This is a genomic window from Mycobacterium paraintracellulare (assembly GCF_000276825.1).
Classification (GTDB): domain Bacteria; phylum Actinomycetota; class Actinomycetes; order Mycobacteriales; family Mycobacteriaceae; genus Mycobacterium; species Mycobacterium intracellulare.
Genome location: NC_016948.1, coordinates 4,856,238 through 4,878,123 on the forward strand (window position 1 = coordinate 4,856,238; position 21,886 = coordinate 4,878,123).

The following is a 21,886-nucleotide window of genomic DNA, read 5'->3' on the forward strand; positions in this document are numbered from 1 at the left end:
CATCCGGTGTTGGTCATCAACCACAGCACATCAAGCGCCGCGACACCAGGTCCGCGCCCCTAAAGATACAAGTCGCGCTCGCGGATCAGCGCCGTGGCGACCACGCTAATGACCGCTGTCGCAACCAAATACCCGCAGGCCAGCCAGGGCGCACCGCCGAGGGCGGCGATCAGCGCGGTCAGGATCATCGGGGTGACCCCGGAGGCGTAGATTCCCGAGACCTGGTAGACGAACGACAGCCCGGTGTAGCGGGTGCTCGTGGGATACAGCGCGGAGTACAGCGTGCCCTGCGCCCCGTAGAACAGCGCGTGCACGACGCCGAAGACGATGATCATCGCCAGGCCGAACCACAGCAGCTTCTTGGTGCCGAACAGGGCGAAGGCGGGGAAGGCCGTCAGGCCGTAGCAGGCGATGCCCACCAGGTACACCCGTCGCGCACCGAAGCGCTCGGTCAATCGTCCCGAAATCGGCAGCAGCACAGCCATCAACAACGCGGCGATGGTCACGGCCACCAGGACCGACACCCGGTTCAGCCCCAACGCTCCCGTCGCGTAACTGATCGCGAACACGCCCCAGGTGTTGAAGGCCGAGCCTTCCGCCCAGCGCGACAGCAACCCGAGCAGCGTGTTGCGCCGCGAGCGGGGCTCGCGAACGATGTCCCGCAGCGGCACGGTGGACGCGGCCTGCAGGTCTTGCAGCTCCCGGAACGCGGGAGTCTCGTCGACCCGCAACCGCACCACGATGCCGATCACCACCAACAGCAGGCTCAGCAGGAACCCGATGCGCCAGCCGTACGCGAGGAATCGGTTCGGCCCCAACACAATCTGCAAGAACGCGAATATGCCCGTACCCATGGCCAGTCCGAGCGCCAGCCCGACTTGTGGGACGGCACCATAGCGGCCGCGCCGGTCGTCGGGGCTGTGTTCGACGGCCAACAGCACCGCGCCGCCCCACTCGCCGCCGAGCGCGAAACCCTGCAGCACGCGCAACACCAGCAGCAGTACCGGTGCCCACGCCCCGATCTGCGTAGCGGTCGGCAACAGCCCGATCAATGCCGTCGCGCCGCCCATGATGAGCATCGTCAAGGCCAGGCTGCGCTTGCGACCGATCCGGTCACCGATGTGACCGAACACCACGCCCCCGATGGGCCGCATGACGAACCCGACGGCGAACGTGGCGAAGGCCAATAGTGTTCCCACCAAGGAACTTTCATTCGGAAAGAACACCTTGTTGAAGACCAGTCCGGCCGCGGTGGCGTACAGGAAGAAGTCGTACCACTCGACCGTGGTCCCCAACAGGCTCGCCGCGACGACGATGCGCAATCGTCGACGCCGCTGGTCGGATCGCTCGGCGACCGGATACGCGTCGGCCAGCCCGGCGGCGGGTGCCGATGCGGGCAACGTGGCGGCCATGGCCCTTAGTGCGCCGACGCGACCGCGAAGGGCGTCGCCCCGGCCGGATGCGACTGGCGGTTGGGGTGACGCCACAGGCCCATCCGCTCCAGAATCGGCAGCACGCCCTCGCCGAACCAGTAGGCCTCCTCCAGATGCGGATATCCCGACAAGATGAAGTGGGTGATCCCCAAATTGGCGTATTCGGCCAGCCGTTCGGCGACCTCGGCGTGCGACCCGACCAGTGCGGTGCCCGCTCCCCCACGCACCAGGCCCACACCGGCCCACAGGTTCGGCGCGATCAGCAACTTGCTGCTGTCGCCGCCGTGCAGCTCCCGCATCCGGCGCTGGCCCTCGGATTCGCTGCGCGCCAGGCTGTCCTGAACCCGTGCGATGTCGGCGGGGTCGATGGCGGCCAGCAACCGGTCGGCCTCCGCCCATGCCTGCGCGGACGTGTCACGGCTGATCACGTGAATCCGCAAGCCGTACCGCAGGATTCGTCCGGCGTCAACGGCCAGCCCACGGACCCAGTCCAACTTCTTGGCGACCGCGGGCAGCGGCTCGCCCCAGGTGAGATACACGTCGGAGTGCTTGGCCGCCACCGGCCCCGCGGCCGCCGACGACCCGCCGAAGAACACCGCCGGTATCGGATCGGGCGGGTCGTTCAGTTGCGCGCCTTCGACCCGGACGTGCTCCCCGGAGAAGGTCACCGGCCCCCTCGAGGTCCACAGCTGCCGCACCACGTGCAAGAACTCGGCGGTGCGGGCGTAGCGCGCCTCCTTGTCCAGGAAGTCCCCGTAGGCGCGCTGCTCGTGCGGTTCGCCACCGGTGACGACGTTGAGCAGCAGGCGTCCGGCCGAGTGCCGCTGGAAGGTGCCGGCCATCTGGGCCGCCAGGGTGGGACTGAGCAGCCCGGGCCGAAACGCCACCAGAAATTTCAGGATCGCGGTCGATTCGACCAGCATCGCCGTCGTCAACCACGCGTCCTCACACCACAATCCGGTGGGGGTGAGAACCGCCTCGAACCCGTTGTCTTCGGCGGCCGTACAGATCTGGTGCAGATACCGCAGCGTGGCGGGCCGGTCGCCGGACATCGGCGTGCCGTGCCCGCCCGCGACCAGATTCCGCGAATCGCCGTAGGTCGGCAGAAACCAATGAAACGCGAGACTCACGTCACAATCCTCTTTCGCCCCTGTGCACAGAAAGCTCCATCCTTCGCAATCCGCGGCCGTCGGGCGAGGGTTGAAACCTTCGAGATTGCATTCCCGGCGCGGGGGTCTGCCGCTGCGCCAGAAGGCAATACGATCGCAATGTTTCCGGTGGTGGCAAGACTCGTCGCCACCGCTACGATGTGAGCCAACGCCGCAACCCGTCACGGAGGCCCCTCCCGCCGGGCCGTCCGTGTCGCCCGTAAAGATCACCGCATCGTGACCGAAAGGTCACGCCAGATCACACAATGCTTCCAATACGGCGTGGCTCGGCGGGTAATCCCCGCTGCGGGCGGCATCATTGCGATCATGCCTGACCTCACACGCCGGGCGGTGCTCCGGATGGGCGCCGGTGCCAGCCTCGGAGCCGCCGGCGTGTACGCGTTCAGCTCGCTGCTGGCCGCGGAGACGTCGCAGGCCGCGACGCTGCCGCAAGCCCCCGCCCCGTTCGAGCCGCCGACGGCGGGCAGCGCCCTGCCGAACAGGCTGACCGGGTCGTTCGTGTCGGCGGCCCGTGGGGGCATCAAGACCAACTACGTGATCGCCATGCCGCCCGGCCAGAGCAAGATGCTGCGTCCGGTGATCGCGCTGCACGGTGTGGACGGCGACGCCAACCAGATGATCGACATGGGCGTGCCCGACGGGCTGGCCCGGCTGGCCAAGGAGGGCAAGCCGCCGTTCGCGGTCGTCGGCGTCGACGGGGGCAACACCTACTGGCACAAAAGGACTTCCGGCGAGGACTCGGGCGCGATGGTGCTCGACGAGCTGCTGCCCATGCTGTCCACGATGGGTTTCGACACGTCCCGGGTCGGCTTCATGGGGTGGTCGATGGGCGGATACGGGGCGCTTCGTTTGGGCGCCAAGCTGGGCCCGTCCCGGACTGCCGGAATCTGCGCCATCAGCCCGGCCCTGTACACGTCGTACGCGACGAGCGCCCCGGGCGCGTTCGACAGCAACGAGGACTTCGTGCAGAACAGCGTGATGGGTGTGCCGGCGCTGAATTCCATTCCGCTGCGCGTGGATTGCGGCAACTTCGACCGCTTCTATTTCGCCACAAAGCAATTCGTCTACCAGTTGAAGACGCCGCCGGCGGGCAGCTTCTCGCTCGGCGGTCACGACGTCGCCTACTGGCGCAGCCAACTACCCGGCGAACTCGCCTGGATGGCGACCTGAGCCAACGATGACACTTCGGGAGGAATCAGTCGCCGGCAGCCCACACCGCGTGGAGCGGCGGATTACCCGAAGGGGATTCCGGCCCGACATCGAGGGGCTGCGCGCCGTCGCGGTGATCGCCGTCGTGCTCTACCACGCCGGCATCCCCGGGGTCAGCGGCGGCTACATCGGGGTGGACGTCTTCTTCGTCATCTCCGGCTTCCTCATCACCGGGCTGCTCTTCCGGGAGGCGGCCGCCACGAATACCGTTGCGCTGGGCCGCTTTTACGGCGCGCGAGCCCGGCGGCTGCTGCCGGCCGCGGCCATCGTCGGCACCGTCACCGCCATCGCCGCCGCCGCGGTGCTGCCGCCGCTACAGGCCCGCAGCGTGTTCCTCGACGGCATTGCCAGCGCGCTGTACGTCGGTAACTATCGGTTCGCCCTGCGCGGCACCGACTACCTGACCACCGACGCGCCGTCGCCGTTCCAGCACTACTGGTCGCTGGGCGTCGAGGAGCAGTTCTACCTCGTGTGGCCGGTGCTGATCATCGCCATCGCGTGGTTGGTCCAGCGCGTCCCGCTCCTGCGCGGCGCCGCTAAGCGGGCGGCGCCGTACGCGGCGGTCCTCGCGGTGGTCGCCGTCGCGTCGTTGACGGCGGGAGCGCTGTGGACCCGGACGTCGCCGTCGTGGGCGTTCTTCTCGCTGCCGAGCCGGGCCTGGGAACTGGCGGCCGGCGGCCTGGTGGCCCTGTCGCTCCAGCAGTGGCGGCGCCTGTCGCTGCTGACCGCGTCGATCGCCGGGTGGGGCGGCCTGGTGTTGATCCTGCTGACCTGCACCCAGCTGGGCGCCCACACCCCCTACCCCGGCGTCGAGGCGCTGCTGCCCGTGCTGGGCACCGCGCTGATCGTCGGCGGCGGAGCCGTCACCGGCGGGCTCGGGCCCGGCCGGCTGCTGTGCCGCCCGGCGATGCGCGCCATCGGCCGCATCTCCTACTCCTGGTACCTGTGGCACTGGCCGGTGCTGCTGCTGATGCCGGCGCTGCTCGGCGAGCCCGCCGGGCTGCCGGCCCGTCTGAGCGCGACGGCCGTGTCCGCCGGGCTGGCCGTCATCACGCTGCATCTGGTGGAAAACCCGGGCCGCTTCGCCGCGGCCCTGCGCCGCTCGGCGAAGGTCAGCCTGGCCGTGGCGGGCGGGGCCAGCGCCGCCACGGCGTGTGCATGCATGCTGCTGCTGAACGTGATCCCCGCGCCGGTGGGCCACGGCGTCGCGGCGCCGCGGGCCAATATCGTCGCGGCGCCCCCGGCCGGCGTCGCCGCCGTCAGCCCGCAGGAAGCGGCGGTCCGTCAGGCCTTCGACCAGGCGCGCGTCGTGCTCGCGGGGGCGGCCGGCCTGCGCGCCGTCCCGTCGAACCTCGACCCCCCGCTGGACAAGGCGCCGGCCGACAAGGCCGCCGTGTTCGTCAACGGCTGCGTGCGGTCCTGGCGCGACGTCGGCCAAAGCGAATGCGCGACCGGCGATACCGCCTCGCCGACCACCGTGGCCCTGATCGGCGACTCGCACGCCGCCATGTGGAACCCGGCGTTCGAGCAGCTCGCCGAGCAGCGGCACTGGCGGCTGGAGACCCTGGCCAAGGTGACATGCCCGCTGCAGGACCTGCACATCGTGAGCCCGTATCTGGGCCGCGAGTACACCGAATGCGAGCAGTGGCGCGCCGACATCATGGGCCGGATGAACGCCGAACACCCGCGCCTGGTCGTGCTGGACATGAGCCGGCGTTACGGCGGGGACTTCGGCTTCACCTCCTACGATCCGGCGTGGATCGACACCCTGGGACGCACCGTGGCGCAATTGCGCGCCACCGGCGCCACCGTCCTGGTGCTGGGGCCCGCCGCCGATCCGCACTCGCCCGCCCCGACCTGCCTGTCCGCCCACCTCGACGACGCAACCGCTTGTGCGCCAACGCGTTCCGCGGCCGTCAACGACGATGGGATCGCCGCCGAGCGCGCCGCGACCGTCGGCAACGGCGGGCATTACGCGGACCTGACCGACCTGTTCTGCGCCCCCGACCGCTGCCCGCTGATCGTCGGCAACACCCTGGTGTTCCGCGACGACAACCATGTGACGACGCAGTACGCGCGGCTGCTGGCGCCGGTGATGGGTGTGCTGGTGGACCGCGCCGTGGCGGACGGGTGAACGGCGATGAACTTCTCGCGGCGGACGAACGTCAGATCAGTGAAGGGTTTTTGGAGGGTTTAGCTCATGTCTCCACTGCTGCTGGTCTGCATCGCGGTCGCCGCACCCTTCGCCGGAGTCGGCCTGCTACACCTGCAAGATCGCCTGGAGCGGTGGGACTACGAGCGCCACGCGGAGGACTAGGCGGCCCGTCACGTCGAGAGCTGAGTACGGATCAGCGGCGCGATCTTGTCGGCCATGTACTGGTGCCCCGCGTCGTTCGGGTGCACGCCGTCGGGGCCGATCAGGTCGGGCCTGCCGACGAACCAGTGTTCGGCGATCGGGTCGATGAACGTCGCCCCGGCGGCCCCCGCCGCGCCGCCCAGGACGTCGCGAATCAGGAACATCGATGGCGGAACATCGGCGGTCGGCCACGGCGGGCCGATCACCAGCAAGCGCGCGGCCGGCGCAAACCGGCGCGCCAGATCCAAAGCGGCGTGGGTCTTTTCGGTCAACAGCAGGGGATCGATACCCTGGTCGTTGCGGGAGCCGAAGAACACCACCAGCGCGTCATCGGGGTGGACGGCCCTGGCGGTCAGGTCCTCGAAGGTGCTGCCGTGGTCACCGGGCGCGGCGTAACCGGCGCGGCCCTCGGCCGCCACATCGGCCGAAACCCGCGAGCCCCGCGCACCGAGCGCCTGCCACGCGCGCGACGGCCATGACCGCGCGCCGAGGCCGCCCTCATCGGTACCGGTGGTGTACGAATCCCCGATGACCGCCAGGTGATTGAGCCGGAAGTCCAGCGTCAACGTCGCGTAAGTGCGCACCTGCGGTGGGTATGCGATGCCCACGCCCCCCAGAAAACTCAACCCAATGAGAAAGGTGGCCAGACGACTCACTCATACCTCCACTGTCAACGGCATGGTCGGGTGCCGCCGTGTTCTCATCGAATATTGCCCGTGACTCGCGGCCGGGCGCAAAAGCAGCCATCACACCGCGCGGACCGAAATCGCTTCCAGCGGACGGTCGATCGGATGCGGCTTGCCGTTCGTGGACTCGCCGGGATCACTCCTCGCGTTCACGGCCCGGACGTCGACCATCTTGCGCATCCAGCGGCGGGCGGGCTCTTCGACGGCGTGATACAACGCGATCGAAAGGACCACGGCAATCGCGAGCAGGCCGATGACGTTCCATTTCCACGGATTGTCCTGCGTTGCGAGCTCGAATTGTTCCACGGCCCAACCCCAGGACGTGTGCACCAGCTCGTGAACCATGTACAGGCAGAACGAGATCTGACCGCCGTACACCATCACCCGCGTCGACAACATCCTGGGCAGGCTCCCCAGGCCGACGGCCAGCGAGATCACCAGCGGAACGAACAACACGTCGACGACGCCGCCGCTGTCGTTTTCCACCACCCCGGATATCGGGTGTGCGCCAAACCAATACAGGACGCCCACCATCGCGGCCAACAGAAGCAGCGAGATGTACCCCGCGACGCGGCGGCCGCGGTCGGTCAGCCGCAGTCTGCGCACGGCGGCACAGGCCAGCGCCCCGGCGGTGAACTGTGTGACGATCCGCGGCAGCCAGCTCCACGGCGTGTAGAAGTGGCCGCTGGCCAGCAGCATCACCACCGGCGGCAACGACGCCGCGAATGCCAGCACCATGAGGCTGCGCGCCCGCGTCGCCTGCTTCATCCGCAACAACACCAACACCAGCAGGGCGAAAAGCACGTACGCCAGCCATTCGGCGCTGATCGACCAGGCCGGCCCGTCCCAGCTCGAGTCGTCGAAGAACGGCACAAACCACAACTGCACCAACAGGATCTGCCGCACGTAGCTGACCGCGGTGAGCGAGGCGGCGTCCGGCGACGGCACGTGGCCCACGTGCAGGGTGAAGATCACCCACAGGGCGGCGAGGTGCAATGTGACCAGGTACACCGGCCATACCCGGGCCAGCCGCAGCCACAGGAAGTGCAGGGTGGCGCGGGTCGACCAGGACCGGCCCATCCGGTCGAGGTAGTTGTACGTCAGCACGAAGCCGCTGAGGATGAAAAAGAGGTCGACGCCCTGGGCGCCACAGTTGAGGACGGGGGCCAGCGCGTCGCGGAAATCGGGCGAGGCATCCCCGAGCATCGGCCGGAAGTGAAACAGCACCACCCAGAGCGCGGCGACTATACGGAGTCCCGTCAGGGCCTTGATTTCGCCCCGGATCTCTCCGCCCCGCACGCTGCTCTTCCCGTCTGGATCCTGCCGTTCCGTTCTCCTGCTATCGGCTGAGCGGGCGATCTCGCCATTTCGCAAGCCCCCCGACTAGCAACCGGCAGCCATGGCAGCCTAGCAGCGCAATCGCCGACATGCGGGGACGGTTGTGGTGTGGCACACGGCCTTCAGGGCCGCCCGGAATGCGCGACGCCGATTACGGAGGTTTGCTCGCCGCGAAATCGCATTTTGCTTCTTAGCAAAGCGTTAGGCGCGGCTACCGGTGTCCTTAGGCTTGCGGCCTAGCGTTTAAGGCAGCTTTGGTGAGCGGGGAGGCGCGCCCCAAGGCCGCGCGCGAGCGACACGGAGAGTGAGGGGTCCTCATGACGATCGCAGGCACCGGGAGTCGCCACGACAACTGCGTCTTTGAGTGCGATGGCGCTCAGGTGCGGGCGCACTACCGCCACTTGGCGACAGTGGTGCATATCCGCGGCGAAATCGACGGCGCCAATGTCGACCGCGTCAGTCGCCACATTCGGCGTTTCACGCTCGGCGAAAACCCTGTGGTGCTCGATGTCGCCGATGTCGGTCAATTTGCTGAGGCCGGTATTTCGCTCTTGTATGCGTTCGATGCCGATTGTCGGGCCGCCGGTGTGGATTGGACGCTGGTGGCCAGCTCGGCGGTCATCGCGGTGCTCGAGGACACCGGTCATGACACCAATTTCCCGCTGATGCGCTCGGTTCAGGAGGCACTGCGCGACCGGGCCGACGCCATCAGGGTCCGCCGCACGATGGCGTTGCCGCTGGTCAGGAAGACGTCGTAGCGCCGGAGCGGGCACGCCGCAGCCTGGCCGCGCCGACGACCACCAGCACGCCGGCGCTCGTCAACAGCACGAGTGTCAGAAGCAACAGCTGCGGGTCATAGACCACCGACGTCGTAAAGGGCTGACCCTCCGCGATGGGCGCGACGGCCACCGTGTGATGCGAGCGCGTCCAGCTATATCCCGAGCCCGCCAGGGCGGCAACCGCCACGGCGAGCTCGACCAGCGCCCGGTAGCTGGCGATCATTGCGCGGGCCCGGCCTGATCGCCGGTGGGGTCGTCCGGATCGCCGTCGATGACGTCGGTCCCGGTGGGCTCCACCCGCTCTTGGACCAGCGGGGTCAGGGCCGCCCGCAGCTGGCGATGACGGCGCGCCCACGCCTGGGCGGTGCGGCCGTTGGTGAGCTTGAGGCCGATGCCGATCCGTCCGCGCGGCACCCCGACCAACTCGCCGAGCGCCCGCGCCGACTGCCAGCGCGCCAGCTCCTTGCCGGAGGCTTCGTGGTTCTCGGGCTCGGGATAAACCCTGACGATCTCGCGGACCAGGATGGTCTCGGTGCCTTGGCGCAGGGCGTCTTCGGTCAGCTCGACCGAGACGTGGATCCGCGCCGCCTTCACCTGCAACCCCACGAACGCCGACACCAGGACGAAGAAGATCGCGGGGACCACGAACGACACCTTGGCACCGCTCCAGATTTCGATCAGGACCATGGCCGCCGCCGAGGCCGGGCCGCACGCCACCCACCACCAGGTGGCGCCGGGTTCGTAGAACAACGGCTTCGGTTGGGTATCGCTTCTGGTCGTCTCTGACGTCAACGCAAGCCCCGTCTCACGAAAGCCACCCTGCCGCGTCCGCGGCCCAATAGGTGAGAACGATATCGGCTCCGGCCCGCCGGATGCTCGTCAATGATTCCAGGGCCGCCGCGCGCTTGTCGATCCAATTGTTCGCGGCCGCAGCGCAAATCATCGCGTACTCCCCCGACACCTGATAGGCGGCCACCGGCACCGGCGAAATCGAGGCCGCCGCCGACACCACGTCCAGATAACCCATCGCCGGCTTCACCATCACAATGTCGGCGCCCTCGTCCAGATCGAGCTGGATCTCGCGGAGCGCCTCGCGGGAATTGCCCGCCTCCTGCTGATAGGTGCGCCGGTCGCCGGAGAGGCTGGAACTGACCGCTTCGCGGAACGGACCGTAGAACGCCGATGCGAACTTGGCGGCGTAGGCGAGGATCGCCACGTCGGTATGGCCGGCCGTGTCCAGCCCGTCGCGAATCGCGCCCACCTGACCGTCCATCATCCCACTCGGACCTACCACGTGCGCGCCCGATTCCGCTTGCGCCACAGCGAGTTTCACATATCGGGCTACGGTCGCGTCGTTGTCGACCCGACCGCGGTCGTCGAGGACGCCGCAGTGGCCGTGGTCGGTGAACTCGTCCAGGCAGGTGTCGGCCATCAGCACGGTGGCCTCGCCGAGGTCCTTGGCCAGGTCGCGCAGGGCGACGTTGAGGATGCCGTCGGGATCGGTGCCGGCCGACCCCACCGCGTCCTTGTCCTCATCACGCGGCACACCGAACAGCATTAGCCCGCCCACCCCGGCGGCGACGGCGCTGGCGGCGGCGGCGCGCAACGAATCGCGGGTGTGTTGGACCACCCCCGGCATCGAGGCGATCGGCCGGGGCTCGTCGATGCCGTCGGCGACGAACATCGGCAGCACCAAATGCCTTGGCTCCAGCGACGTTTGCGCGACCAAACGGCGCAACGCCGGGGTTGAGCGGAGCCGACGCGGACGCTGCCGCGGGTAGGCGCTACCGCTCATCGTGGCGACCCGCTGCGCCCGGCTCCGCCGCGCTGGCGATCGCCACTAGCGCCTGCGGCTCTTTTTGCGCGGCGGTGGCAGCGCGCCCTCGGCGCGCAACCGCGCGGCGTGTTCGGCCAAAGCGTCGACCAGCGGACCAACCGCGGCGGTCTCGGGCTGGACATCGACCCGCAGACCGAACTCGGCGGCGGTCTCGGCGGTCTTGGGGCCGATGCAGGCGATGATCGTCCGCGCGTGCGGCTTGCCGGCGATACCGACCAGGTTGCGCACCGTCGAGCTGGACGTGAAGCACACCGCGTCGAACCCGCCGGTCTTGATCATCTCCCGCGTCTCCGCCGGCGGCGGCGCGGCCCGCACCGTCCGGTAGGCGGTGACATCCTCGATCTCCCAACCACGTTCGCGCAGGCCCTCGGCCAGCGTCTCGGTGGCGATGTCGGCCCGCGGCAGCAAGACCCGGTTTACCGGATCGAAAACGCTGTCGTAGGGCGGGAAGTCGTCGAGCAGACCCAGCGAGGACTGCTCACCGGCCGGCACCAGCTCGGGGCTGATCCCGAACGCCCGGACCCGGTCGGCGGTCGACTCGCCCACGCAGGCGATCTTCACCCCGGAGAACGCGCGCGCGTCCAGCCCGAACTCGCCGAACTTCTCCCACACCGCGCGCACCGCGTTGGTGGAGGTGAACACCACCCACTGGAAGCGGCCGTCGACCAATCCCTTGACGGCCCGTTCCATCTGCGCGGGGCTGCGTGGCGGCTCGACGGCGATGGTCGGCACCTCGATCGGCAGCGCGCCGTAGGACGTCAGCCGCTCGCTCATCTCGCCGGCCTGGTCCTTGGTGCGGGGCACCAGCACGGTCCAGCCGTACAGGGCGCGGCTCTCCCACCAGTTCAGCTTCGCCCGGCTCGACACCGTCTTGCCGATGGTCACCACCAGCGGACCCGTCAGGGGGCCCGCCGGGTCGGTGCCGCCCAGCACGGCCGAGTCGGTCAGGCCGTGCAGCGTCGTCTCGATGGAACGCTGCTGGCAGGTGGTGCCCTGCGCGGTCACCACGCACGGCGTGTTCTCGGCGAGCTCGTGTTCGATCAGGGTGCGCGCCGCGTCGGCCAGATGCGACGACGTGGCCTGCAGGATCAGCGGTCCCGGCGCCGCGGCCAGCGCCTCCCAGTCCACGTCGCCGCGCACGTCGGCCACCGTGTGCGAGGAGCCCAGCGGCAGCCCCGCGTACGTCGGGACGGCGTTGGTGGGCGCCAGCCCCGGCACGATCTCGATGTGCAGGTGGCTCCGCGCGATGGCGTTGACCTCGGTGATGACGGCGTCGACCGTCAGCGGGTCACCGGCCACCAGGCGGACCACGTCGACGCCCGTCCGCGCCTCGTGGGTCAGGGTCTTGGCCACCTCGGCGGGGTCACCCAGCGCCGGGCGGATGTCCGGGCCACCGGAGATCACCGCGGGCTGCGTCTGGCCCTGGTCGGCGCCGTCGCCGCTGGAGGCGGCCGGGTCGGCCGGGGCCGGGCCGGAAACCGGCGGCAGGTCTTTGCCGATCAGCGCCAGCACCGGCTCGGGCACGTCAGGGTCGGTGAACACCAGAGCGGCGTTCGTCAGCACCGTCGCGGCCCGGGTCGTCAACAGTCCCGGGTCACCGGGGCCGGAGCCCACGTACGTGATGCGGCCGGGTGTCGGCTTACGCCCTCGCGTCGTCATTGTCGCTCCCACGTAACTCGCACTTAATTTCCTCGCGTCGGGTCTTGCCGCGCTCCGCGCATCAGCTCCCGGGCGCCAAGTTCGAACAGCTCCGCGGCAACCGAAAGCCCAAGCTCTCGTGCTCGACCGGGAGTGCCGATGCCCGACGCGCGGATCACGTCGGACCCGTCCAGCGCCGCCACGCAGCCACGCAGCGACAGCTCTTCAAAGATCCGGCCTTCCTCATCGATGGACTCGACCACTTCAGCGATCGCGCCCACCGGTGCGGAGCAGCCGGCCTCCAGTTCGGCCAACAGAGTTCGCTCCGCGGTGACCGACGCGCGCGTGTCCGCGTCGTCCAGCTCCGCCAGCACCGCCGCCAACCGGGTGTCACCGGCACGGCATTCGACGGCGAGCGCGCCCTGAGCCGGTGCTGGCAACATCTGCACCGGCTCTAGCGTCTCGGTGACGTCATCGAGGCGACCGAGTCGGGCCAGGCCGGCCCGGGCCACCACGATCGCGTCAAGATCACCACTGCTTACCCTGTTCAACCTGGTATCTAGGTTGCCTCGTAGGGGGCGGATTTCCAAACCGAGACCCAATGCTCTAAGCTGCGCGGCCCGCCGCGGCGAGGAGGTACCCACCAGCGAACCCGGTGGCAACTCCCCCAGCACCAGTCCGTCCCGGGCTACCACCGCGTCACGCGGGTCGTTGCGCACGGGTATGGCGGCCACAGCAAACCTCGGGTCGTCGGCCGTCGGCAGGTCCTTGTGGGAGTGCACCGCGGCGTCCACGCGGCCCTCTTCCATGGCCTCGCGCAGCGCGGTGGTGAAGACACCCACCCCCAAGGATTCGATGGGTCCCGACGACCGGTCCCCGGCCGTGGTGATGGTCACCAGCTCTGCCGGGTGACCCAGCGCGATGAGGGCGTCTCTGACGACGCCGGCCTGGGTGGTGGCCAGCAGGCTGCCCCGCGTGCCTATCCGGATCACGTTCGCCAATCGGCTACTCGGCAGGTTGCTGCGGGGTGCCCGCGTCGAAACCGTTTGCTATGACTGGCAATTCGCCCGCGGCCACGGCGTCGACGGCGGTCTGGTCGAGTTCGAAAAGCTCGCGCAACGCCTCGGCGTAGCTGTCGCCGCCGGGGGCGCTGGCGAGCTGCTTGATGCGCACAGTAGGGGCGTGCAGCAGCTTGTCCACTACACGCCGCACGGTGCGGGCGACCTCTTCGCGCTGCGCGCTGGCGAGCCCGGGGAGCCGGTTGTCCAGGCGCAGCAGCTCGGCTTCGACCACATCGGCGGCGCGCTGGCGCAGCGCCGTCACCGTCGGGGTGACCTCGGCCATCCGCTGGCCGGCCAGGTAGGCGGCAACTTCGGTGGCCACGATGGTGCGGGCCGCGTCGACGTCGGCGGCCGCGGCGTGGGCCGAGGGCTCGTGCTGCACGCGGTCCACGTCGACGACCCACACGCCGGGCAGGCCGGCCACCGCCGGGTCCACGTCGCGCGGCATGCCCAGGTCGCAGATCACCAAGGGGTCGGTGGTCTCATCGACGATCGAGCGGTTCGCGGCCGCGAGCGCGTGGTGCACGTCGGCCAGCGAGACCACCGGGCTCACCGCCCCGGTGCAGCTCACCACCACGTCGGCACCCGCCAGGACGTCGGTCAGCTGCTCCAATGGCAGCGCGTCGGCCCGCACACCGGTTTCGCGGATCTTGCGGACCAGGCGCTGCGCCCGGGACAGCGACCGGTTGAGCACGTGAACCTGGGCGATGCCGGCGCGAGACAGATGCGCCGCGGCCAGGGCGCCCATCGCCCCGGCGCCGACCAGCACGGCGGTCCGGCCCGACAGCCCGCCCAGCCGGCGTTCGGCCATGTTCAGGGCAACCGACACCACGGAGGCGCCGGCGGCGTCGATGGCGGTCTCGGAATGCACCCGCTTGCCGACCGAGAGCGCGCGTTGGGCCAGCTCGTGCAGGACGCGGCCGACGGTGCGATTGGTCTCGGCGGTGGCGTACGCGCGGCGCACCTGACCGAGCACCTGCTGCTCTCCGATCACCGCCGAATCCAGGCCGCTGGCTACCGCGAACAGATGCTCGACGGCGGCCTCGCTGTACCGGACGTAGGCGTATTTGGTGAGGTCGGTCATCGACATCCCGGAATGCTCCGAGAGCACCTGTCCGATCACCGCGAGCCCGCCGTGGAACGCGTCCACCACCGCGTAGACCTCGACCCGGTTGCATGTCGACAGCACCATCGCCTCGGTCACCAGCGGCGACTGCAGCACCCGGTCGACGATCTTGCCTTGATCGGACTCGTCGATGCTGAGTTGTTCCAGGACGGAGACCGGCGCACTGCGGTGCGAAACCCCGAAGAGCAAGACGCTCACGGCAGCATCACCTGGCCAGCTCCCTTGCATCCTCCAGTAACTGAACTGCTGTCCACGGTAAACGTTTATCAGCTGGGCTACCAAATAATTGCCCCACGGCCACCCGGCCGCCTCGTCAGCGGGCGAGATCCGCGCGCAGCCGGGGCTCGTCGAGCTCCCAGTAGCTGTGTTCGCGCCCGTCGAGCAGGACCACCGGCAGCCGGTCGCCGAACTCGGCGCGCAGCGCGGGGTTGCCGTCCGCGGCCGCGGCGTCGACGTCGGTCGTCGACAAATCGAAGCCCAGCTCACCGGCCAAAACGACCAGCCGGGCGTGGATGCGCTCGCAGATGGTGCACCCGTCGCGGGTCAACAACTCCACATGCGGGCGGCCGGTCGCTCGGGTCATGGGAATCAGTGTGTCATCAGCGACTTGTGGGGGCGTCTACCAGGAGTTATGTTCCGGCTATGGCCGACAACACGGTGCGGGTCGATCCGGTGGTGATGCAGGGCGCCGCCGTCTCGCTGAGCGGTGCGGCCGAGCATCTTTCGGCTCAGCTGTCCCAGCTCGACGATCAGGTGGGTCAGATGCTGGGTGGTTGGCAGGGGGCGGCCGGGGGTGCCTATGCCTCGGCATGGGAGCTGTGGCACAAGGGCGCCCGGGAGGTCGAGCTCGGGTTGTCGATCCTGGCGCATCTGGTCGGCGAGGCCGGCGGCGCGTATCACAGCAACGAGGCAGCGTCCGCCCAGGCCGAGCGGGCAGTGCGCGATGCCTGAGGCGTTTCGGGTTGATCCGCAGGCGTTGGCCGACGCGGTGCAGCGGATGGCGGCGTTTCAGCGCTACGCCGAAGACATGATTGCCGAAATCGATTCTCGCGTAACGCGTTTGCATGGGACGTGGACGGGTGAGGCCGCGGCGGCCCACGCCGAGGCGCATCAGCACTGGGTGCGCGGCGAGGCGATGATGCGCGAGGCGCTGGGGCAACTGGAGAAGGTGGCCACGACAGCGCACGGCAACTACACCGGCGCGATGTCGACGAATCTCGGTATGTGGTCGTGAATACATGGCGCCGCTGGCGTGTGACCCGACTGCCCTAGATCGCGCCGGCGCCACGGTACTGTCCACCGGCGAGTCGCTGGGATCGGTGATCTCGGCCCTGACCACGTCGCTCGCGGGCAGCGCGGGCATGGCCGGTGACGATCCCGTCGGTGCGGCGCTGGGCCGCACGTACAACGGCGCAGCGGCAAAGGTCATCGTGGCGATGACCAGTACCCGCAACGGACTCTGCAGCATCGGCGACGGCGTGCGGATGTCGGCACACAACTATGCGCACGCCGAGGCGATGTCGGATGTGACGGGCCGCGCCGAAGGCTTGCCGACACCGCCAGTGACCGCGCCATTGACCGCGCCGTCGCATCCGCCGTCGGCGGTGGGCGCCGGCAGCGGTGCCCCGGCGGGGTGGAGCTGGGTTGCGCCGTATATCGGAATGATCTGGCCCACTGGCGATTCGGCGAAGTTGCGTGCCGCCGCGGCGGCGTGGACGACGGCGGGCGTCAACTTCATGACGACCGAGATCGCGGCCGGCGGCGGGAGCATGGCCGCCATTGCCGCGCAGCAGATTCCCGAGGCCGCGGCCATCAACAAAGCGTTGGCCGATGCGTCTGGAGCCACGGCCAGCGTTGCGCAGCAATGCCAAACGATTGCCGCGCAACTCAACAGTTACGCGGCCCAGATCGACAAGGTCCACGCGGCGATCCTCGATTTGTTGTCCCGCATCTGCGACCCGATGACCGGGATCAAAGAAGTGTGGGACCTCCTGACCGACGAAGACGAAGACGAGATCAAAAGGATCGCCGACGACATCAAAACGGTGGTCGACAGCTTTTCCCGGGAAGCCGAAACGCTGGGCGGCCAGATCGAGGCCACCATGTCGGCGGCGGCCACCGCGGCAGAAGATATGGCCCACTGGGCGGGTAAGGAGTGGGACCACTTCGTCGCCTTGAACAAGGCAACCCTCCACCGAGTGGGCAAGATCCTTGGTGGGGTGGGCAAAGAGGGCTGGGGAGTTCTGAAAGGCCTGTACAGCATCAGCCAGGTCCGCGCCGTGCTCGATCCGATCGGTTATGGCAAAGAGCTCGCTGGCATGGCCCAAGGCGCTGCGCCGCTCGTGGGATTGGGACCCGACGGTGGCCCCGGCTGGCAAGAGTCATGGATGGCGCTTGGCAAAGAAGTCACCCACTGGGACGAGTGGAGTAAAGACCCGCTTGACGCACTCGGACGAACAGCTTTTGATGTGCTGACGTTACCCATCCCCGGCGGGCCGCTTTCCAAACTCGGAAAGGTGAGTCGCGCCGCCGCCGATGCGCTGAAAGACGTCAAAAAGCCCGGACTTCCCAAAACCCCGGCCGTTAAGCCTCCGGCAGAATCACCCCCGGCGGCTCCGAAGCCGCCAGGATCGGGCCAACCGGCGCCAGGTCCCGCTGATGGTCCACTGCCGCACAGTCCTACCGAATCCAAGCCGCCAATCGGCGGGACACCTCACAGCGGCGAGCCGAAACCAATTGCGATCCCACCAGAATCGGGCGGCAAGCCACCGGTATCGGCCCCCGCAGAAGGCACACCACCACCCCACCCGCCGCCGCACGAGCCTGCCCCCACGCGGGTCCCACCTGCGGAGCCGGCAGCGGTCGCGCCCGCCGCTTCGGCGCCCGCTGCTTCGATGCCGGCGGCCTCGGCTCCTTCGATGCCGTCGATGCCGGAGCCGCCGTCGCTTCCCTCTGTCCCGGCGGGCGGCCTCCCCGCCGAAGCGCCTCCCGGCCTCGGCGAGGTGCCACATAGCGGAGAACCTCCTGCCCATCCGCCCGGGCCGCCTCATCCCAGTGACGGCGGCCCCCACCCACCCGGGGATGGTGGCGGACCACATCCGCCCGGCGATGGCGGTGGCCCGCATCCGCCGGGCGATGGCGGTGGCCCGCGTCCCCCTGGCGATGGCAACGAACCGCCGGGGTCCCATCAGCCGCACGACCACACACCGCTGTCGGACGACGGGTCCGACGCGGACCTTCCCGGACACACGGACCCGTCAGACTTGCCGCCCTGGCGGCAAGCGCAATTAGCGCTCGCGCAGTCGCCCGAGCAGCTCATGCAAGATCTCATAGATCACGGATGCCCTCCGGATATCGCCAAATCCGCTTTGCATAGCCCATATTCGGGAATGACGGCGCAGGATATCTTGGACAGATTTTGGGACCCCAAAGAAGGCACATGGGACTGGCCAAAAGTTAACGGCTTCGCGGACGGGAAATGGGAAACAGCACGGAGCATCTCTCCAAATGTTTGGCTAGATAGGATCGGAGAGGTGAGCGCCAAGAGTGGGGATTTTATGGGGAACGTCGGCGACCCATATTCCCACCGTGGACTGGCCCCCGGAACATCTGGCGACTACCATGCTTTTCAAGGTACAGGAAAGCAATTGCCGCAGGGTTGGGAAGTTAGATTCGGAAAGGTCGGTGAAGCGTTTGGTTGGCCCGGCGGAGGAACTCAGTGGGTAGTATTTGACACCGTCGAGAAAAAGACAGTGCTGATTGAGACTTTGCTTAGACGCGGTTATCTGCGCCGGTCTTAGGGGCAGGTAAGGGAGGAATATCGACCTATGAGTACGGATGCTGGCGGCCCAGTCGTCGATAGTGGCTTCTCAGCGGTGATCCGCTATTACAACCTGTGGCGCAAGCTTGCTAACTCTGCTGCCAGCGGGCCATACGAAGAAGCCGACTGGGAAGCTGGCCGGTTATATTTCCGCTCTGATTATCGAGAAAAACTGAGAGAATGGCCGGAATGGGCCAGGCTTGGCGACTGGGCCGCTTGGATTATCGCTCCCACTTCCAATGGGTACTTTTGCGTCTTGCGTTCCCTAAAGCACGAACGCGCTTCGCAGCGATCCGAAAGTATAGAGGCCGTGTTTTCCCGCTCGGTGGACGCCGGGAAATACATAATATTGCAAATGGGAGATAGCCTACGCAGTCATCTCAGGCTGGAGACACTATTTATCAGGTGGGACGACCGGGGTCTCAACCCGCGATTAGCAGTCGAGCCAGCCGACTCAGGGGTGATCGATTTATTGGCCAACGAAATCCCTGCCCTCAACAGAGACACCGCACAACATCTCAAGCGTTACACGCTGAGGGACGATCCTGGCTCATACGGATTCGCGGTGCCCGCCGAACAAACTAATATGGAAGTTCTTGCATTGTCATTCGATGAGCTAACCGCAGCTCTGCTCGAGGACATGCCGGACAGCATCACCTCGCAGGTTACGCGCTGGCGACAGTAGGGCTTCCCTACGCGGTCATCGCGCCCGACCAACCTGGCCTGCCCAGCCACGAGTGTGACGCTGCAGTCACACTCGGCGTCGAACGTGACGCCAGCGTCACACTCGGCGGCCCGAGGCATCAGCCCGGCAGCCCGGCAGCTCGGCAGCCGGGGCATCAGCTCGGCAGCCCGGCAGCCCGGCAGCTCGGCAGCCCGGGGCATCAGCCCGGCAGCCATACCCGCCCCCACGCCAACTGCCCGATAGGGTTGGATATCGGGCACCCGCCGGGTCACCAGGCACCACAGCGATCTAGGAGGTTGGGCGATGACTTCCTCTGACCCGGTCAACGCAGACCACACCGGTTACGTTGACTTGGAGTCGCTGGGCGCGGACGCCAGCGCGGCCCGCGCGATCGAGGGCATGCAGGAGGAAGCCGCCGCCGCCCCGGACCGTCCGCAACCCCCGGTCGACCTCACCGCCGCCGCCTTCTTCGACGTCGACAACACCTTGGTGCAGGGCTCCTCGGCGGTGCATTTCGGTCGTGGGCTGGCCACGCGCAACTACTTCACCTATCGCGATGTGATCGGATTCATTTACGCCCAGGCCAAGTTTCAGGTCCTCGGCAAGGAAAACAGCAACGACGTCGCCGCGGGCCGGCGCAAGGCGCTCGCCTTCATCGAAGGCCGGTCGGTCGAGCAGCTGGTGGCCCTGGGCGAGGAGATCTACGACGAGATCATCGCCGACAAGATCTGGCCCGGCACTCGCGAGCTGACTCAAATGCATCTGGACGCCGGCCAGCAGGTGTGGCTGATCACCGCCACGCCCTACGAGCTCGCCGCGACCATTGCGCGACGGCTCGGCCTGACCGGCGCGCTGGGCACCGTCGCGGAATCGGTCGACGGCGTCTTCACCGGCAGGCTGGTCGGCGACATCCTGCACGGCACCGGCAAGGCGCACGCGGTGCGGTCGCTGGCAATCCGCGAGGGGCTCAACCTGAAACGCTGCACCGCCTACTCCGATAGCTACAACGACGTGCCCATGCTGTCGCTGGTGGGGACCGCGGTCGCCATCAATCCCGACGCCCGCCTGCGCGCGCTGGCACGGGAGCGCGGATGGGAGATTCGCGACTTCCGCACCGCCCGCAAAGCGGCCCGGATCGGGGTGCCGTCGGCATTGGCGCTGGGCGCGGCCGGCGGTGCGCTGGCCGCGGTGGCCTCTCGACGGCAATCACGCTGATAGGCTGCGCCGCGCAGACATATTCGAGCGGAGAGCACAGCGGCATGACAGTCCCCAAAGAAGCCGAAGGACTCATCGGCAGCCATTACCGCGCACCGGACTACTTCGAGGTCGGGCGCGAAAAGATCCGTGAGTTCGCCCTGGCGATCAAAGACGACCACCCGGCGCATTTCGACGAGAATGAATCCCGGAGGGCCGGGTATACCGACATGGTGGCGCCGTTGACGTTCCTCGCGATCGCCGGGCGCCGCGTTCAGTTGGAGATCTTCACGAAGTTCAGCATCCCCATCAACATCGCCAGGGTCATTCACCGTGACCAGAAGTTCAAGTTCCACCGCCCGATCCTGGCTCACGATAGGCTTTTCTTCGACACCTACCTAGACTCGGTGATCGAGTCCCACGGCACCGTGCTGGCGGAAATCCGCAGCGAAGTGACCGATGCCGATGGAAAGCCGATCGTCACCAGCGTTGTCACAATGCTGGGGGAAGCCGCAAGCCAAGCCGAGACCGAGGCAACCGCTGCGGCGGTCGCATCAATATCCGCAGGAAAGTTAGGGGCGTTGTAAATGTCACTACAGGGGGAAACCGGAACGCAGCTGCACCCGCCGGTCGAGGCGGTGCGATCGCACTACGACAAGTCGAACGAGTTCTTCAAGCTGTGGCTTGACCCGTCGATGACCTACAGCTGCGGTTACTTCGACGAAAACCCGGACCCACAGAATCTGACCAAGACGCTGGAAGAGGCGCAGTACGCCAAGCGCAAGCTCGCGCTGGACAAACTGAACCTCGAGCCCGGCATGACGCTGCTCGACATCGGCAGCGGCTGGGGCTCGACGATGCGGCACGCGGTGGCGGAGTACGACGTCAACGTGATCGGGTTGACGCTGAGCGAGAACCAGTACGCCCACTGCGTGGCCGAGTTCGACAAGATGGACAGCCCCCGCCGTAAAGAGGTGCGGATCCAGGGCTGGGAGGAATTCCCCGGCGACGTGCCGATCGACCGGATCGTGTCGCTGGGCGCGTTCGAGCACTTCGCCGACGGCGCCGGTGACGCCGGGTACGAGCGCTACGCCACCTTCTTCAAGAAGTACTACGACCTGCTGCCCGACGACGGCCGCATGCTGCTGCACTCGATCGTGGTCCCCACCCGCGAAGAGGGCAACGCGATGGGCCTGAAGGTCAACATGACCCTGCTGCGGTTCATCAGCTTCATCCTGAAGGAGATCTACCCCGGCGGAAAGCTGCCCCAGGTCGACCTGGTTGACAAGTACGCGACGGACGCGGGTTTCAAGATCGAGCGACACCACTTCATCGGCAAGAACTACGTGCCGACCCTGACCGCCTGGGGCGATGCGCTCGAAGCGCACAAGGAAGAGGCGATCGCCCTCAAGGGGCAGGAGACCTACGACATCTACCTGAAGTACCTGAGGGGCTGCTCGGATCTGTTCCGCGACGGCTACACCAACGTCTGCCAGTTCACCATGGTGAAGTAGTCGACTACTTCAAAGGTCAACGCCGCCACGGGTTTCCGTGG

21 protein-coding genes are annotated in these 21,886 nt (G+C 67.8%); 10 read left to right on the forward strand and 11 right to left on the reverse strand.

Annotated elements, in window-relative coordinates; genetic code table 11:
• Positions 1–59: 59 nt before the first annotated feature.
• Positions 60–1,412, reverse strand: coding sequence for an MFS transporter (locus OCQ_RS22555; RefSeq protein ID WP_014385860.1), 1,353 nt, complete (start codon positions 1,410–1,412; stop codon positions 60–62).
• Positions 1,413–1,417: 5 nt separating this feature from the next.
• The gene (locus tag OCQ_RS22560) at positions 1,418–2,563 is read right to left on the reverse strand and encodes an LLM class flavin-dependent oxidoreductase (RefSeq protein WP_014385861.1); all 1,146 of its coding nucleotides are present in this window, start codon (positions 2,561–2,563) and stop codon (positions 1,418–1,420) included.
• A gap of 345 nt (positions 2,564–2,908) precedes the next feature.
• On the opposite strand from OCQ_RS22560, the gene OCQ_RS22565 reads away from it, so the two are divergent.
• Both OCQ_RS22565 and OCQ_RS22570 read left to right on the forward strand, forming a co-directional pair.
• Positions 2,909–3,772, forward strand: a complete 864-nt coding sequence (locus tag OCQ_RS22565; protein ID WP_179300164.1) for an alpha/beta hydrolase — start codon at positions 2,909–2,911, stop codon at positions 3,770–3,772.
• Between the two features lie 49 nt (positions 3,773–3,821).
• Positions 3,822–5,945, forward strand: coding sequence for an acyltransferase family protein (locus tag OCQ_RS22570; protein ID WP_014385863.1), 2,124 nt, complete (start codon positions 3,822–3,824; stop codon positions 5,943–5,945).
• A 191-nt stretch (positions 5,946–6,136) separates the two neighbouring features.
• On the opposite strand, the gene OCQ_RS22575 is transcribed toward OCQ_RS22570, so the two are convergent.
• Together OCQ_RS22575 and OCQ_RS22580 are read right to left on the reverse strand one after the other, a co-directional pair.
• Positions 6,137–6,823, reverse strand: coding sequence for an Rv0518 family GDSL lipase (locus OCQ_RS22575; RefSeq protein ID WP_026071180.1), 687 nt, complete (start codon positions 6,821–6,823; stop codon positions 6,137–6,139).
• 90 nt (positions 6,824–6,913) lie between these two features.
• Complete coding sequence (locus tag OCQ_RS22580; protein ID WP_014381214.1) at positions 6,914–8,152, reverse strand: acyltransferase family protein; 1,239 nt, start codon at positions 8,150–8,152, stop codon at positions 6,914–6,916.
• 356 nt (positions 8,153–8,508) lie between these two features.
• Here OCQ_RS22580 and OCQ_RS22585 point away from each other — a divergent pair, with 356 nt between their 5' ends.
• On the forward strand, positions 8,509–8,949 hold the full coding sequence (locus tag OCQ_RS22585) for an STAS domain-containing protein (RefSeq protein ID WP_008261138.1): 441 nt from the start codon (positions 8,509–8,511) through the stop codon (positions 8,947–8,949).
• Here OCQ_RS22585 and OCQ_RS22590 read toward each other — a convergent pair.
• From OCQ_RS22590 to OCQ_RS22620, 7 genes are all read right to left on the reverse strand, one after another.
• Complete coding sequence (locus OCQ_RS22590) at positions 8,933–9,193, reverse strand: hypothetical protein (RefSeq protein ID WP_008261140.1); 261 nt, start codon at positions 9,191–9,193, stop codon at positions 8,933–8,935. The two genes, OCQ_RS22585 and OCQ_RS22590, sit on opposite strands and share 17 nt — an antisense overlap.
• Positions 9,190–9,720 (reverse strand): DUF3093 family protein, encoded by a 531-nt coding sequence (locus tag OCQ_RS22595; protein ID WP_014381216.1) that lies wholly within the window; start codon positions 9,718–9,720, stop codon positions 9,190–9,192. The genes OCQ_RS22590 and OCQ_RS22595 overlap by 4 nt, the downstream gene beginning before the upstream one ends.
• A gap of 55 nt (positions 9,721–9,775) precedes the next feature.
• Positions 9,776–10,765 (reverse strand): porphobilinogen synthase, encoded by a 990-nt coding sequence (gene hemB, locus OCQ_RS22600; RefSeq protein ID WP_080588043.1) that lies wholly within the window; start codon positions 10,763–10,765, stop codon positions 9,776–9,778.
• A gap of 45 nt (positions 10,766–10,810) precedes the next feature.
• Positions 10,811–12,466 (reverse strand): bifunctional uroporphyrinogen-III C-methyltransferase/uroporphyrinogen-III synthase, encoded by a 1,656-nt coding sequence (locus tag OCQ_RS22605; protein ID WP_008261154.1) that lies wholly within the window; start codon positions 12,464–12,466, stop codon positions 10,811–10,813.
• 23 nt (positions 12,467–12,489) lie between these two features.
• Positions 12,490–13,437 carry a hydroxymethylbilane synthase gene (hemC, locus tag OCQ_RS22610; protein WP_008261156.1) on the reverse strand — a complete coding sequence of 316 codons (948 nt, stop codon included), beginning with the start codon at positions 13,435–13,437 and terminating at the stop codon, positions 12,490–12,492.
• Positions 13,438–13,450: 13 nt separating this feature from the next.
• Positions 13,451–14,830 carry a glutamyl-tRNA reductase gene (locus OCQ_RS22615; protein WP_008261158.1) on the reverse strand — a complete coding sequence of 460 codons (1,380 nt, stop codon included), beginning with the start codon at positions 14,828–14,830 and terminating at the stop codon, positions 13,451–13,453.
• Between the two features lie 115 nt (positions 14,831–14,945).
• Complete coding sequence (locus OCQ_RS22620) at positions 14,946–15,215, reverse strand: glutaredoxin family protein (protein ID WP_008261160.1); 270 nt, start codon at positions 15,213–15,215, stop codon at positions 14,946–14,948.
• Positions 15,216–15,274: 59 nt separating this feature from the next.
• Here OCQ_RS22620 and OCQ_RS22625 point away from each other — a divergent pair, with 59 nt between their 5' ends.
• The 7 genes from OCQ_RS22625 to OCQ_RS22660 all read left to right on the forward strand — a co-directional run bounded on the left by OCQ_RS22625 (position 15,275) and on the right by OCQ_RS22660 (position 21,845).
• Entirely contained in the window at positions 15,275–15,583 is a 309-nt protein-coding gene (locus OCQ_RS22625) for a WXG100 family type VII secretion target (RefSeq protein WP_014381220.1), read from the forward strand.
• Positions 15,576–15,866: a WXG100 family type VII secretion target gene (locus OCQ_RS22630; RefSeq protein WP_014383353.1), complete on the forward strand. Its 291-nt coding sequence runs from the start codon at positions 15,576–15,578 to the stop codon at positions 15,864–15,866. The genes OCQ_RS22625 and OCQ_RS22630 overlap by 8 nt, the downstream gene beginning before the upstream one ends.
• 4 nt (positions 15,867–15,870) lie before the next feature.
• Entirely contained in the window at positions 15,871–18,432 is a 2,562-nt protein-coding gene (locus tag OCQ_RS26310; protein ID WP_014385866.1) for a TNT domain-containing protein, read from the forward strand.
• 27 nt (positions 18,433–18,459) lie between these two features.
• Complete coding sequence (locus OCQ_RS27160) at positions 18,460–19,137, forward strand: hypothetical protein (RefSeq protein WP_232065623.1); 678 nt, start codon at positions 18,460–18,462, stop codon at positions 19,135–19,137.
• Positions 19,138–19,440: 303 nt separating this feature from the next.
• Entirely contained in the window at positions 19,441–20,352 is a 912-nt protein-coding gene (locus OCQ_RS22650; protein WP_008261172.1) for an HAD family hydrolase, read from the forward strand.
• A gap of 44 nt (positions 20,353–20,396) precedes the next feature.
• Entirely contained in the window at positions 20,397–20,918 is a 522-nt protein-coding gene (locus OCQ_RS22655; RefSeq protein ID WP_009955042.1) for an FAS1-like dehydratase domain-containing protein, read from the forward strand.
• Positions 20,919–21,845 (forward strand): cyclopropane mycolic acid synthase family methyltransferase, encoded by a 927-nt coding sequence (locus OCQ_RS22660; RefSeq protein ID WP_008261174.1) that lies wholly within the window; start codon positions 20,919–20,921, stop codon positions 21,843–21,845. It begins immediately after the preceding gene.
• The last annotated feature ends 41 nt before the right edge of the window (positions 21,846–21,886 follow it).

Bases quoted from the DNA above. Each gene is read 5' to 3' on its own strand.
- hemB (WP_080588043.1), bottom strand. From the start codon at position 10,765: ATGAGCGGTAGCGCCTACCCGCGGCAGCGTCCGCGTCGGCTCCGCTCA.
- OCQ_RS22650 (WP_008261172.1), top strand. From the start codon at position 19,441: ATGACTTCCTCTGACCCGGTCAACGCAGACCACACCGGTTACGTTGAC.
- OCQ_RS22565 (WP_179300164.1), top strand. From the start codon at position 2,909: ATGCCTGACCTCACACGCCGGGCGGTGCTCCGGATGGGCGCCGGTGCC.
- OCQ_RS22620 (WP_008261160.1), bottom strand. From the start codon at position 15,215: ATGACCCGAGCGACCGGCCGCCCGCATGTGGAGTTGTTGACCCGCGAC.
- OCQ_RS22625 (WP_014381220.1), top strand. From the start codon at position 15,275: ATGGCCGACAACACGGTGCGGGTCGATCCGGTGGTGATGCAGGGCGCC.
- OCQ_RS22660 (WP_008261174.1), top strand. From the start codon at position 20,919: ATGTCACTACAGGGGGAAACCGGAACGCAGCTGCACCCGCCGGTCGAG.
- OCQ_RS26310 (WP_014385866.1), top strand. From the start codon at position 15,871: ATGGCGCCGCTGGCGTGTGACCCGACTGCCCTAGATCGCGCCGGCGCC.
- OCQ_RS22555 (WP_014385860.1), bottom strand. From the start codon at position 1,412: ATGGCCGCCACGTTGCCCGCATCGGCACCCGCCGCCGGGCTGGCCGAC.
- OCQ_RS22605 (WP_008261154.1), bottom strand. From the start codon at position 12,466: ATGACGACGCGAGGGCGTAAGCCGACACCCGGCCGCATCACGTACGTG.
- OCQ_RS22655 (WP_009955042.1), top strand. From the start codon at position 20,397: ATGACAGTCCCCAAAGAAGCCGAAGGACTCATCGGCAGCCATTACCGC.
- OCQ_RS22630 (WP_014383353.1), top strand. From the start codon at position 15,576: ATGCCTGAGGCGTTTCGGGTTGATCCGCAGGCGTTGGCCGACGCGGTG.
- OCQ_RS22590 (WP_008261140.1), bottom strand. From the start codon at position 9,193: ATGATCGCCAGCTACCGGGCGCTGGTCGAGCTCGCCGTGGCGGTTGCC.
- OCQ_RS27160 (WP_232065623.1), top strand. From the start codon at position 18,460: ATGAGTACGGATGCTGGCGGCCCAGTCGTCGATAGTGGCTTCTCAGCG.
- OCQ_RS22585 (WP_008261138.1), top strand. From the start codon at position 8,509: ATGACGATCGCAGGCACCGGGAGTCGCCACGACAACTGCGTCTTTGAG.